Origin of the sequence: Psychrobacter sp. (assembly GCF_030457785.1) — a bacterium.
Taxonomy (GTDB): Bacteria; Pseudomonadota; Gammaproteobacteria; order Pseudomonadales; family Moraxellaceae; genus Psychrobacter.
This window is the reverse complement of the sequence record NZ_JAKDUI010000043.1, coordinates 1-14439: the sequence shown is the minus strand read 5'-3', so window position 1 is coordinate 14439 and position 14439 is coordinate 1. Positions and strand designations below refer to the sequence as shown.

Sequence of the window (14439 nt, the reverse complement as noted above, 5' to 3'; positions counted from 1 at the left end):
AGTTGATTATGAGATATAGATGCCGCTAAACCGCATCATATTGCAATTTAATACTCTATAAGGTGTTGTTTTCAAATTTTACAACATTGTAGATTACTTAAGCATTTCAACAAACTCATAACGTTCGCGGTACAAACCAATAACCGTTAAAGACATAATTTTCTTACTATTAATGTATGATTGATATCACTTTTTTCGGGTTGGTCTGATTTATCTGACTTTAAAATAATAATTTTTGATACAACACCAGAACGACTTTCCATACCCGTAGAATGGTCTCACAATCATTGATAGACATTTTTAGGAGAACGTTATGAATACACAAACAACAAAAAATCATACGTACATTGATGGACATAAAATTGCTTTTTTGGAGCAAGGAGTAGGTAGTCCGATAATTCTGCTGCACGGGATTCCAACCAACAGCCTTATGTGGCGGAATATCATTCCAGAGCTTGCAAAAAAGCATCGTGTCATCGCTCCCGATCTTCTCAATTATGGCAAATCTGAAAAGCCAGAAAGCGCAGATGTGTCTATTAACGCCCAGAGTAGCATGATCGTAAAGCTCATGGACGCCATAGATGCGCGGCAAGCAGATATCGTTGGGCATGATATTGGTGGCGGTATTGCTCAATTGATAGCGGTTAATCATCCAGAGAAAGTTCGTAAGCTCGTCTTGATGGATAGTATTTGTTTTGATTCGTGGCCTATTCCAGAGTTTGAACCATTACAAGAGCCTGGTGCTGAGTCAGAAATGAGCTTAGAGGATTTCTTAAGCATGATGAAAGACTTCTTACCGAAAGGTGTGCAAGATAAAAGCGTCATGGCGGATGAGCTTATAAATATGTATCTTGAGCCTTGGTCAACTGAAGATGGCAAGCATGCCTTTTTCCGTAATCTCAAGCGTCTAAATAAGGAATATACCCAAGCCGTTGCTGACGAATTGAGTAACCTTCAACAGCAGACGCTCATTATGTGGGGTGATCAAGATCCTTTCCAGAAGCCGGACTATGCGCCAAAGCTGGTAGATTCGATTCCAAATGCAGAGCTTGTCTGGATCAAAGATGTCGGTCATTGGTTAATCGAAGAGAAGCCTGCTAAAATTTCTGAGCACCTTAACCAGTTTTTTGATTAGAGCGCAAGCAGTACGCAGACATCTAACATGGCGTTGCACCAGATAGTAATGATGCTAATATGCATTGATAGCTTGCTGTCTGGTGCGGCGTCTTTATTTCATCGTTTTTTTACGGAAAATCAAATTTTTTACCAACCCCTTTATTGCTATTTTAGCACCTCTACTAGCGCCAATTATTCAAGCTCACACGTTCACATAACGCCTTAAAAAGGCGCCCTAAAGTAACGCCTTCCAAATTTGTACAAAATAGCACTATAATCTTGATTCTCATATTCTGTGCACGTACAAGAACGGGGTTTTTTGTGTAATAACCTAAAGAACTCAATCAACCATAGCAGATAGAATTTTTACTTCTGATCTATCTGAAGTCTGTTATCTCAAACGCCATATATATCAATAAACACATGGCTTATTCCCTCTTTCCCCCCCTATGCTATACTTATCTCCAAGTAAATATTGGGGGCAATTAGGTACTAAGGTCAATATATTATGATGCTTTCCTGAACTTGATAAGATCGTCAGCCCGCTAGATTAATACCCTTAGGGAGTTCGAACATGATCCTGAAACTTAACGTCAAACTACAGTACCGGCTCTCCGCGCCGATGGACCTTTTGCTTCAGATCGAAGCCGCCGATCTTGTGGATCAGCAGGTGCGTGCGGCCGAGATTTGGACATCAGACGTTGCACATTTTTCACGGGTCACTGCCGATGATAGCATTGGAGAGCGGATTTGGATCCGCGCTGAAGGGGATTTTAGCTGCACTTACATCGCAGAAATTACCGTTGACCGCCCTGCCTTGGACATATCGGCATTGCCCCAAGTGCCCATGCATCGCTTGCCCGGAGAGACGATCAAGCATTTGATGCCGTCTCGCTACTGCCCCTCGGATCAGTTCTATGCCTTCGTGGACGCCGAGTTTGGCGATCTCGCTGGCGGCGAACGAATTGCTGCGATGCGCGATTGGATACAGTCGGCATTTAGCTATGTGCCCGGATCAAGCCATGCACAAACCACCGCGCTCGATAGCTTTGTTCAACGTCAGGGCGTATGCCGCGACTTCGCACATGTTCTTGTGACACTAGCACGCGCGTCATCGATACCGGCTAGGTTCGCCAGCGTTTATGCGCCCGAGGTATCGCCACAGGACTTTCACGCCGTGGCCGAAGTCTATCTTGGAGATAGCTGGCACCTCATTGATCCGACTGGCATGGCAGATGCCGACACGATGGCACGAATCGGTGTCGGGTCCGACGCGTCCAGCGTCGCCTTCTTAGCCGCTTTCGGATCCATGGAATTGGTCAACCAATCGGTATCCGTGACCAGACAAACTTAGGGTCCCGACCCTTGCAAAGCTAAATCGATACTTAATCGATTGTTGATGCTTCCCATTTTTAACAACACACGACTGTATGACACGATTGGTCATGTGTCACCTTTCGAATTTAGAAAGCGATATCATGATAATCTTAATCTAGAAGATGACGCTACCTGACTCAAGTAAATCACTCTGCGATATGGTCGGGGTGGTTCACTCACATACTTATAAGCTCGGCCTAATGACTCAGTTTGACCAAACAGTCTGAATTAATATCAGCAATGGTTTTGGCGCCAGTCAACGTCATCGCAACGCGCATCTCTTTATCTATCAGATCTAGCAAGTTACTTACCCCTGCACTGCCACCTGCAGCTAAAGCATATACAAATGCGCGCCCTAGCATACAAGCATCGGCCCCTAAGGCCAATATGCGTACAACATCTAAACCACTGCGTATGCCAGAGTCAGCCAAAATTTTAATCTCTCCCTTTACCGCATCGGCAATAGAGGGCAGCGCACTCGCACTTGATAAAACACCGTCCAACTGTCGCCCACCATGATTGGACACAACGATACCATCTGCCCCAAACCGTACCGCATCTTTGGCATCTTCTGGATCCAAAATACCTTTGATGACCATAGGCCCGTCCCAATATTCACGAATCCAATCCAAATCTTTCCAAGAGATAGAAGGGTCAAAATTATTGCCCAGCCAACCTATATAGTCCTCTAACCCCGTAGGTTCACCTAAGTAAGTAGAAATATTACCCAGATCATGCGGTCGACCTTTCAAACCGACATCCCACGCCCACTGCGGATGCGTCACAGACTGTAAGTAACGGCGCATAGCTGCATTTTTACCACTCATACCGGAGTGCGCATCCCGATAACGTGCCCCTGGTACAGGCATATCTACGGTAAATACCAACGTCGAACACCCTGCAGCTTTGGCACGCTCTAGTGCATTTTGCATAAAGCCTCGGTCTTTCAGCACATAGAGCTGAAACCACATCGGACGGTTAATTTTGGGCGCAACTTCCTCAATCGGACAAACCGACACCGTTGACATGGTAAATGGAATGCCTTTTTGATCGGCTGCCATAGCGGCTTGCACTTCCCCGCGGCGCGCATACATGCCCGTCAGACCCACAGGTGCCAATGCGACAGGCATAGATAGCGTTTCATCAAACAACTGCGTCTCTAAGCTCAGTTGTGACATGTCATTCAGTACGCGTTGCCTAAGGGCAATTTGTGATAAGTCCTCAACATTACGTTTTAAGGTGTATTCATCATAGGCTCCGCCATCTATATAATGAAATAGAAATGGTGGCAATCGGCGCTTGGCAGCGGCCCTGTAGTCGTTTGCAGAAGAAATGATCATACGCTTACCCTTTTTTATATCTGTTAAATATCTATACCATATTTTTTGTGTCATATCCTTGACTGTCTAACTGTGTATAGATCAGCACTAAATGATGGATACAGCCGACTTACTTCTGAAGCAAGAAATTACACCCATAATCGCGATTACAGGCAACACGAGCAATTACGTTTGGTTTTCGACATCTTACCGACACCAGGATTAAACGTATTCGTTGGGTCTAAGCTTTTATAGAAATTTTGCAAATCAGGCTCTGCTTCGTATAAATGTCCGACATTGTGCTCAGCAGGATACTTTGCCCCTCGCTCATTCAATAGTGCCAGCATCATATTTTTAACATGCTTAGCATCACTGCCTTTTTTCAAAATATAATCTTGATGAAAAACATAACAAAAGAAGTGACCGTAATAGAGCTTCTTTTCTAAATGCTGTTCTATTTCTTCAGGTAGCGTTTCAAGCCAGTTTAACTCATTACGCGGTATGGCAATATCAAGTGCCAATATCTCACCGACCTCTTTTTCATGGATGACTTCATATCGTATCGCGGCACCTGCTGCAGCAAAACGATTTAAGAAGGCGCTTTCTGACTCTTTTTTATTACATTCAAAATAAGTGCCTGTTTCTGAATTGGAAAAAAATGTTTTCAAAAAATCCTGTGCTTCTGTTATGCCTTCGTCACTCATTTTTATGATGAGATGATGCTCGTATTTATCACGGTACTCCATCATACGTTCAGGCAAATGCTTGGGAAATATATTAGCCACAAACTGCATGACTTTGTCAGTAAAATGCTTTGGCATCCACGACCATTTATGAAGTTTTGCGTCAATAGCACCTTTGATAGAAAACAACCTAGGCAAAGCATTTGTACCCAAATGCTTGATACTTAGGAAAGTATCTTTACCGTACTTGGCGGATACATCAAATATATCGCGGTGCATATACTCGCCTACTTCAGGTATATTTTTGAAGCTTGATAATATCTGACGGCGCAACTGTGCAAGCTCGCTCACACTATTGGTTCCTACATAAAAAGTCTGCTCTTTTGTAGCGGTTGGATAAGTATCAAGGCGCACTGCAAACACAGCGATCTTACCTGCACAGCCACTTGCCTCGTATAATCTTCGTTTGTCAGCATTAAAACGGCTTGGTGTGCTAGCATCTACATCTGTAACTCTGGCGATATACTCTTTATCCGATGCCATTCTGCCACTATCAAGCAGTCTGCTTTTATCAAAATTGCCGTTTTGTAAATTCGTTAGTATCTCTTCTGGAGTATCACCCAGCTCTACGTCTAGGTGATTCACCAAGACAAGCTGACCATGCTCGTTGATTTGTGCAAACAATGCCAGTTCGGTATAAGAAGGACCTCTTTTAACCAAAGCACCGCCTGAGTTATTAGAAACCCCACCAATGATAGATGCGCCTAAAGTCGATGAACCAATGACTGAGTGAGGTGCTCGATTTACGGCATTAAGCTGATTTTGTAAGTGATGCAATGTCGCCCCTGGCAAACTGATCACTTGCTCGTTGTTGTTGACTAAATACAACTGATCTATGGCAAGGGTATTGATAACGACAACCGGTCTATCATAGTCATTGCCGCTGGGCGTTGAGCCTTCGGTAAGTCCTGTCTTGGCCGCTTGCATGATAATGATGCAGTCACCTGCAACGCACACTTCGAGGCTGCGCCAAATATCCAGCAGTGTTTGCGGAAACAAAACGGCGAGTGCACTTCCGCCCCCAGAGCGCCATCCCATTCTGTAGTGCTCATTCTTTTCTGGATCTGCTTGTACATTACTAGCACCCAGTATGGTTGTTAGTTTGTCTAAGACCTGATCAGAACTAAGCGCATATTCAGAGGTGTTATTTGATGGGAAAAGGTTTGATGAATGCATATCAATCTCTTTATCTTGGGGGTTGCATGTGCCTTATGGTGCTAAAGGACCGTGAAAACCGAAAATGTAAATGGCAGCCATAACGATTATTCCGCAGAATAATACATAGTATAAAGTAGGCAAAATCGTGCGCCTCAGGGTCGCGCCTTCCATACCAAGTAAACCCACCGTTGCTGAAGCAGCCACCACATTATGTATCGCAATCATATTGCCAGCTGCTGCACCAACAGCCTGTGCTGCGATTATTATAGAAGGTGAAATACGCAAGCTAATTGCGGCTTCATACTGAAATTGGCTAAACATCATATTGGAAACGGTATTAGAACCTGCGATGAAGGCCCCGAGCGCTCCAATAGTTGCACTAATTAAGGGGAAGACATTACCAAAAGTACCTGCAAATAATTCTGCACTCGCAACTGGCATACTCGCCACATCTGATAGATTGACGCCTGAATTGATAAAAATCCTGACCATTGGGATCGTAAAGATAAGAACAAAACCAGCACTCAATACAGTCTTGCTTGACTCTTTGAGCGCACTATTTAGTGCACTACCTGGTTTTTTGGTTTGGAAAAAAGCGGCAACCAAAGCACTGATTAACAACAACCCACCAGGTAAATATAAAGGATTAAAACCAGCGCTAATATCTGCCTCGCCTAATACTGACGTAAAGTCCAACGTTACACTGTTTAGTAAAGATTCAAATTCAGAAAATATTCTTGAGCAGACCAGTAACAATGCAACCAACAAATATGGGAACCACGCCATAGCTGCTGACATCTTTTTGTCATCTGAACTTGGTGTCAAATCTTCCTTACTAACGACTAATTTACCAAGCCATTCGCTTGGCCAGTTTTTTTGTGGCTCGAAATCCCATGTGGTTTTTGGTACTAAAAATCCTCTTTTAGCGGCGTTAACAACAATAGTGATACTGATCAAACCGCCGACCAGTGACGGAAACTCTGGTCCTAAAAAGATACCGGTTAAAGCATAGGGAACTGTAAACGCCAAACCCGCAAAAATAGCAAATGGCCAAATAGCCAAGCCTTCTTTCCAGCTCTTGTTTTTACCAAAAAATCGCGTCAGCATCATTACCATAAAGAGCGGCATAAACGTGCCAATGACACCATGAAGAATAGCAACTTGACTAGTAATCAGTTGTAAAAAGTCACCCCACTTTAGCCCTTGCTGAGCCAGCTGAGTGCTGATAGCAGCGGTATCCAACCCTTTATTTACGCCTATCACAATGGGCGTGCCGACCGCACCAAACGATACAGGTGTACTTTGTATCATCATTCCCATTAGCACAGCGCCCAGCGCTGGAAATCCTATCGCTACCAGTAAAGGTGCGGCAATAGCAGCGGCTGTACCAAAACCTGCTGCACCCTCAAGGAAGCAGCCAAAGCACCATGCAATAATAATGGCTTGCACACGTCTATCTGGCGATACATTGGTAAACCCAGATCGAATAACAGCAATAGCACCCGTGTGTTTTAAGGTATTTAGTAAGAAAATAGCACCGAAAACGATCCACAACACTGAGACGGTGATGACCGTTCCTTGAATGATCGATGAAGACACTCGGGTGAATGTCATATCCCATACGAAAAGAGCAAGTGCAGCGGTGACAGCTAAGATGATTGGCATTGTTTTTTTGGCTGACCATTGCAACCCTATTAAAAAAACACCACAGAGAATGATGGGCAATAATGCCAGTAGGCCATATATTGTTTGATTCAAAATCATATCCTTTTTGTCGCTTAATCTTCCTTGATACAAGTCATCTAAGCCTTTACCTTGAAAGACCGATAATGACTAAATGATATTAAATATTTACGAACAAAGACTGCTGATTTACTCAAGCTGTCTTGCGGAGAGAGCCAAGCATCGTAATGTCAACTTGTCTATGATCTCACGTTCAAAATATCTTAAAACAGTCTACACCTTGTCAATGGATTGATATATTGCATAAAAGGACAATGTTATTTTCTTTTTTTGCTATAATCTACACCGAATACACCAATCGGAGCATGAATGTGATTAAAGCTGACGACATGGTTTTATTCGTCCAAGTTGTTGATGAAGGGTCATTTTCCAAGGTCGCTGAAAAGCTAGCGCTAACGAACTCAGTCGTTAGCAAGCGCATTGCAAGATTAGAAAAGAACTTGAATACTCAGCTACTTTATAGAACTACTCGGAAATTGAGCTTAACCGATGCAGGCAGGACGCTTTATAACAAGGCTAAAATTGCTCAATCTGCTTTTCAAGAAGCCGAAAATGCGGTAACGGGTTACGGTAAGGATATGAAAGGTAACATACGTATAACCATGCCAGTGGTTTCAGCGAACTTAATATTGAGCGAATCTATTGCCGAATTCTGTAAGCAACACCCTGAAATCTCGGTGGATTTACACATTACCAATCGATTGGTTGATTTGATAGAAGAGGGTTTTGATTTAGCCATAAGAACTGCTGAGCTCGAAGACTCCTCGCTCATTGCAAAGCGCCTTATAGACAGCCGATGGGTGATATGTGCGACTCCAGGATATTTAAAGCAATACGGTATGCCTCAAACACCTGGAGAATTAGAGAGTCATGAGTGCTTGATCTACAAGCTTGATAATGCTTCTAACAACGTATGGCCGTTATATATAGACGGTGCAAAGCAGCTGATTCCTGTCTATGGTCGGTTTCATAGTAATCATCTTAGTGCGATTAAAAAAGCTGCGCTTAGTGATTTAGGTGTCGCTTTTTTACCACAAGCATTGGTTTATGAAGAGATGGAGAAAAATATACTGACGCAAATTTTGCAAGGCTTTACACGAAAAAAGCTTGGCATGTATGCAGTGTATCCTAAGGCGCGGCAACCGAATCAAAAGTTGAGACTACTCGTCGCACATTTGCAAGAATCGTTAAATCAGAAGCAGGATTACTACTATTGAGTAATAATCCTGATTTTGATTGGTATTAAATTTAACATTCGCTACTTAGGACTTTCATACTCGCCACTTAAGAGTGACTTTACACGTGTGTCGCAATAGATGTGTAGAGATCATGATTTTCTAGCATTTAACCTAAAGGCCAGTTGCACAGAGTTTGGGGTACTCTCAAAACATCAACGTCATGGTTCTTATATCCAGCCTTCTTCCAAAAGATGCTCGGTATTGCTGAGTGTAAACTCGTTGCACAAGTCATAAAATGCCTTTGGATCTTCGACATTATCAAGTAGCCCTCGTTTATTGAGCGCCACAAACAAAGTCAGAGCATAAGCTGCGCAATGGATGGACTTGGCAGGGTTAAAGGTGATGTCAGTGAAGGCTTGATATTGCATCACTTCTTTATGTAGCTGAGGATTCTGCTTAAGCGCATTCACATACAGCCAATCATAAAACATCGTCAACGGTTCTACGCCCCACTCCGTACCAAAATAATTGTAACCAATGAGCTCACCGGATGTTATCAACCGCTCATCTTTTCTGGCCTGTCTTGGTGGTGCTGTTAGCAAATCAGCGTATGGACCAGCATCTTCAAAAACCATGCTAGACTGAAAAGCGTTTTCGACGCTGTATTGGTTCCCATCGTGCTCATTGGTAATCTTTAGGCTAAATGGGCTTAACGGGAAGCTTAGCTTATTACCAGACTTGCTAGACAGCTCTAGTACTTGCTTATAGCCGTACTTTTTACAAATAACTTGATGCAGATCATTGATGGTTTTTTTCTTTTGTCTGCTAGAAAATCCTACATGCCGTTCAATTCTAATCATATCTGTTTTTACCAGATTGTTACTATTGATTTTGGGCATAAATACAGGTTTATGTTCTATAGCATTTGATGCTTGATTCATAATGATGTGCCTTAATACCAATTTATTGGACCGAGTCAACGCCCGCGCAAGCAGTTTATCTTATTCTTTCTTTTTTATCTTACTCTATTTCAAGATTACTGATACCCTCACTAACTTATGGCACGCTGAGATTAATACTGGCGTACAGATAATGCAATCTTGGAAAGGTTATGTAGAGAGATTTCGGACAATCCTCAAAGAACAACCGTAAAGCTCAAAAGCTTGTAGCGTAGCTTTTACTTAGCTAGTTAAAATATAGTCAATAATAAATGAAGATCGATAATTTATGTCAAAGCAAGAAAACACCCTAGCCTTTTACAATAATAATGCCCAGTCATTCGTTGAACAGACAATCAATGCGGACATGCATCAGCTATATAAGCCTTTTTTAGAAAATATACCCAATAGCTCACCAAACCACCAAAAAATTTTAGACTTAGGCTGCGGTTCAGGTCGCGATAGCATTTACTTTGGTAGCTTGGGTTTTCAGGTAACTGCTATAGATAATAGTGAGGTATTAATCGATATTGCAAAAACCAATACCTTATCATATCCAAAGAATCAAAATAATGTGGACTGGCATTGCGCCACCTTTGAAAACATTGTTAAACAAGACTGGCAAAAGAGATTTACCGCGATTTGGGCGTGTGCTTCTTTGCTGCACGTGCCCTATGATGAGCTACCCATATTAATTGAGAAGTTGTTATATATGCTGTCAGATGATGGCGTTTTTTATGCCTCATTTAAATACGGCAATAGTGAGCATAGCAAAAATGGGCGTTTTTTTTGTGATATGAATGAGGATCGTTGGCAGGCTTTAAAACAAAAACTGAGTCACAGTGTTCATGACAATATCTGGCTGACGCACGATCTAAGAGCAGATAGAGATGAGAAGTGGTTTAATATTATTGTTAAGATGTAACAGAGTCTAAGCCTTTACACGGTAGCTCATGGCAATCATTTAAGTCGCAAATCATGGCTAAAATTTCTGAAAAATTGTGGCGAACATGCGCAATATAAAAACACTGGGAGCACGGATGAAACTGTCCATAGAAGAGTAAAACAGAAAAGTAAGACAGCCTAATTTGTTTCACGATAGAAAGTGTTTTGTGCTTCATCTTTAAAGTCATCATAGCTAATACTCGGTTCTACATCTACTTTCCCAACCTGCATAGAACGCACTCTAGTGACAGCTGGTGTAGCCGGTCTACTCTCTGTGGATCGAGTATTGATCGCAATAGTATTCAGATTTTCATTGAGCGCGGCTAACCTAGCAGCTTGCGCTTCCTTTTCTGCTTTTTCTTCAGCAAGTGCTTTGGCAGCAGCTCGAGCGTTTTTTGAGTCCATTACGGATATATTATTACTGACTTGAGAAACTTTGTTATCTACTGAAGACAAACCATCACTTATACTTACTAGGCTATTTGTTGCATTCAATACGATAACTATCGTTACAATCAGCAGCAACGCACAAAAACCAGCAATCATAACCAAATACTTATTACTACTGCTCGAACTGCCGTTTGCAACAGCATATGTCGGTGTTTTATTATACAGCGTCGTATTATTATGCGGCTTGATGACTGCAGCACTTTTGGTTGATTGCGTGGCATCGTCTATAGAAGGGTCAAATTCCAAGTCATCAAAATCATAAGTACCTTCTCCCGATGACCGACTTGTAAATGGTTTACTTGGTTTACTCGACTGCTCTAGATCCAGTTTTTCCTTGGTAGATTTTAGGTATTGCTCATATACACTGAGGCTACGAGGGTTGATCTTGAGATTACTGTCGTCCTCGGCAGGCGGCATTTCGCTAAAATTAGGGCTATTATTCTCTGAATCGCTCATAACTTATGGTACCTAACTGGTTGAGGTGATAAATCAATACTGCCCTGCCGAAAAACAAACGTGTCATTTTAACGTTTTATCAACAAGGCATCTGTTATTGTTCATCGTGTGCGCTTATTGATGTCAACGGTCATTTGAAGTAGATAACGGTATCACCTCTGAATCGTCGACTAGATATGCTTAGCAAACCATTGAAAGGTGTATTTATGGTAGCAAAGATACAAAAAAACGCAATATTATATTCTTTTTTTAGTATGAAGGTGTAACGTTATGGACATTAAACAACTGAATGCTTTTATTACTATTGCTAATCACAAAAGTTTTAGTGCTGCTGCTGCCAATACGGGGTTGTCACAGCCAAGTTTGAGCCGCCTACTCAAGCAGCTTGAAACTGAGATGGAAGTGGAGTTGGTCGATCGTTATCACCGCCCGTTACACCTTACAGAAGCTGGAATGTTTTTCTACGATAAGATTAGTGCCATATTAACGGAAATTGAAACTGTCACTAGCATGACACAACGCCTGTCAGCGCCAAGTAGTGTTTTAAACATAGGGTTCGTGCCTTCTGTCCTTTATGGGCTTCTGCCTGAAATCATTGCTATGCTCAAACAGAGCAGTCCCGATATCGAGGTAAATCTTAAAGATATTAGCTCATATCAGCAAATAGATGCGCTAAAATCTGGTGAGATTGATATTGGGTTTGGAAGATTTGCCCAAAAAGACCCATGGACTCAGCAAATACTACTGCGTCATGAGCGCTATGTCGTGGCACTGTCCAAAGCGCACCCATTAGCAGACGTACAAGAGCAACGATTAATAGATTTGGCAAATAACCGTCTGATTCTATACCACCAAACCCACCTTCCGATAGCAAAAAACCTATTGATATCACCGAAGGTAAGCAAAGCCAGTCTGAGATCTGGCAAGAACAAATCTGAGTCGGTTGATAATCCCATCTCTACTAACGAGCCAGTCACTGAGCCGTTGCTACATCTGTTTGCTCAATACGGAGTATCACCATACATGACCACGCCCGTCAGTGATTTACAAGTGGCACTCGGATTGGTGGCTGCAGGTGAAGGCATTACGTTAGTACCAGCCAGTTTGAAAACGGTGCGTACCGAGCAGATTAGTTACCAGCGTCTCATTCATGAAGATGTGACCTCCCCTATCTACCTGCATACCCTAAAAGATTTTATCCATCCAAAAATACCAGACCTGTTAGCAGCAACATATAGAGTGTATGAGAAACGGGGTATCACATATCGAAAACAAAAATTTGAATCGTAATTGTGAAATATCAGATATTAGCTCAGTATATATGATATAAAGAACGCCCAAAAAAAATTAGTTCAAACAATTGATATAACTATCAATAACGCGAACTATATAGAATAATTTGCCAAACAAACAGTAATATATACCAACAATCTCTTTCCTGCTTAATCATTCTAATCTGCTAATATCGCTCCTTCGCAAGGTGCTGGCATATTGGTACAGGTGAGTGATGATTTACCGTATAAACATTTCGAGGTATTCATGTCCGTACAACAACTCAACAACCCCAGCGCGGCTGCCGACAACGGTGCCCAACAACAAGGCTTCAGTTGGCGAATTTTCGGTCCTGGTATATTGATGGCGACAGCTGCTATCGGTGGGTCGCATCTTATTTCATCGACACAGGCTGGTGCTCTGTACGGGTGGCAGTTGGCCATCATGATTGTCTTGGCCAATGTTTTTAAATATCCGTTTTTTCGATTTGCGACAGATTATGTTTACGATACGGGCGAGAGTTTAATCGCAGGTTACGCCAAACGCTCGAAAGTCTATCTGTGGATTTATTTTATCCTTTCTATACTATCAGCGGTTATTAGTACAGGTGCGGTATCGTTGATTGCTGCTGTGATATTGGGCTTCATGCTGCCAGAGTATATTGGACTATCCACGATGACATTGTCGCTCGTCATCGTTGCTGTCTCTTGGTTCTTTTTGATTGCAGGTCATTATAAATTGCTTGATGGTGTGACCAAGTGGATCATGATCGCACTGACTACTGCTACCATTGCTGCCGTGATCATTGCTGCAGGCAAGCCAACGGTGATGGCGGTTGATTTCGTTGCTGTATCACCATGGAACCTTGCGACCTTGGGCTTTATCGTCGCGCTTATGGGCTGGATGCCAGCACCGCTTGAGTTTGCTGCGATTACTTCTATGTGGACTTCGGCGAAAGTAAAAGCCGATCACACCAACCATCGCCAAGGCTTACTTGACTTTAATGTCGGTTATATTGTCTCTGGTGTTTTGGCGTTGTTCTTCTTGTCATTGGGTGTATTCGTGCAGTACGGTTCAGGTCAAGAGATTCAGCTGGTTGGTGGTGCGTATATCAATCAGTTAATCAACATGTATACCGCCACGATTGGCGAATGGTCACGATTATTGGTCGCCTTCGTCGCATTTATGTGCATGTTTGGCACCACCATCACGTGTGCGGACGGCTATGGCCGCGCCAATGCAGAGTGCTGGCGCTTGCTGAAGGGCGAACAAGAAATCAATAAAAAACAAATCGCCTTTTGGACCACTTATGCCATCGGTGGCGGTTTGATTATCATAACCTTCTTTACTGGGCAGCTAGGTTCGATGCTCCAGTTTGCTATGATTTCAGCGTTTGTTTCTGCGCCTATATTTGGTTGGTTGAACTACTCGTTGGTTAAAAAGCACAAGAAGCTATCTTTTGCGATGAATGCCCTATCAATTGCTGGCTTGATTTTCTTAGCAAGTTTTGCCTTGTTGTTTTTAGCCAACTTAGCAGGTCTATTTAGATAAACGCACGTTCCGATTTTTATTCTTAACAAAAGAGCCCTTTTAGTTCAACTAAAAGGGCTCTTTTTTTGTGATGACCATCTGCTCGTGAGCAATCGTAGCAAAACTAATTGTAAGAAAATGTAAATAAAACTGCATGCATCATTTTATAACTTGAGCAATATGAATAGTAATTTTCACAAATGCTTAATTTTTA

11 protein-coding genes are annotated in these 14439 nt (G+C 42.4%); 6 read left to right on the top strand and 5 right to left on the bottom strand.

The annotated features are described in order from the left end of the window. Positions 1-313 precede the first annotated feature (313 nt). Positions 314-1135 (top strand): alpha/beta fold hydrolase, encoded by an 822-nt coding sequence (locus tag L0J61_RS03750; RefSeq protein ID WP_301464979.1) that lies wholly within the window; start codon positions 314-316, stop codon positions 1133-1135. Between the two features lie 555 nt (positions 1136-1690). After that, on the top strand, positions 1691-2470 hold the full coding sequence (locus L0J61_RS03745) for a transglutaminase family protein (protein WP_301464978.1): 780 nt from the start codon (positions 1691-1693) through the stop codon (positions 2468-2470). A gap of 220 nt (positions 2471-2690) precedes the next feature. Here the strand turns inward: L0J61_RS03745 and lldD are convergent, their stop codons facing one another. From lldD to L0J61_RS03730, 3 genes are all read right to left on the bottom strand, one after another. Then, complete coding sequence (lldD, locus tag L0J61_RS03740; RefSeq protein WP_301464977.1) at positions 2691-3833, bottom strand: FMN-dependent L-lactate dehydrogenase LldD; 1143 nt, start codon at positions 3831-3833, stop codon at positions 2691-2693. Between the two features lie 146 nt (positions 3834-3979). After that, on the bottom strand, positions 3980-5731 hold the full coding sequence (gene dld, locus L0J61_RS03735) for a D-lactate dehydrogenase (RefSeq protein ID WP_301464976.1): 1752 nt from the start codon (positions 5729-5731) through the stop codon (positions 3980-3982). A 33-nt stretch (positions 5732-5764) separates the two neighbouring features. Further along, the gene (locus tag L0J61_RS03730; protein WP_301464975.1) at positions 5765-7471 is read right to left on the bottom strand and encodes an L-lactate permease; all 1707 of its coding nucleotides are present in this window, start codon (positions 7469-7471) and stop codon (positions 5765-5767) included. A gap of 296 nt (positions 7472-7767) precedes the next feature. On the opposite strand from L0J61_RS03730, the gene L0J61_RS03725 reads away from it, so the two are divergent. Continuing rightward, positions 7768-8673 (top strand): LysR family transcriptional regulator, encoded by a 906-nt coding sequence (locus L0J61_RS03725; protein WP_301464974.1) that lies wholly within the window; start codon positions 7768-7770, stop codon positions 8671-8673. A gap of 188 nt (positions 8674-8861) precedes the next feature. Here L0J61_RS03725 and L0J61_RS03720 read toward each other — a convergent pair whose 3' ends face one another. Further along, positions 8862-9575, bottom strand: a complete 714-nt coding sequence (locus L0J61_RS03720) for a hypothetical protein (protein WP_301464973.1) — start codon at positions 9573-9575, stop codon at positions 8862-8864. 286 nt (positions 9576-9861) lie between these two features. Here L0J61_RS03720 and L0J61_RS03715 point away from each other — a divergent pair, with 286 nt between their 5' ends. Continuing rightward, entirely contained in the window at positions 9862-10497 is a 636-nt protein-coding gene (locus L0J61_RS03715; RefSeq protein WP_301464972.1) for a bifunctional 2-polyprenyl-6-hydroxyphenol methylase/3-demethylubiquinol 3-O-methyltransferase UbiG, read from the top strand. Positions 10498-10655: 158 nt separating this feature from the next. Here the strand turns inward: L0J61_RS03715 and L0J61_RS03710 are convergent, their stop codons facing one another. Continuing rightward, a complete protein-coding gene (locus tag L0J61_RS03710) occupies positions 10656-11423 on the bottom strand; it encodes a hypothetical protein (RefSeq protein WP_301464971.1) in 768 nt (255 codons plus the stop codon). Positions 11424-11693: 270 nt separating this feature from the next. On the opposite strand from L0J61_RS03710, the gene L0J61_RS03705 reads away from it, so the two are divergent. Beyond that, entirely contained in the window at positions 11694-12713 is a 1020-nt protein-coding gene (locus L0J61_RS03705) for a LysR family transcriptional regulator (protein WP_301464970.1), read from the top strand. 249 nt (positions 12714-12962) lie between these two features. Continuing rightward, positions 12963-14246, top strand: a complete 1284-nt coding sequence (locus L0J61_RS03700) for an NRAMP family divalent metal transporter (protein WP_301464969.1) — start codon at positions 12963-12965, stop codon at positions 14244-14246. Positions 14247-14439 lie beyond the last annotated feature (193 nt).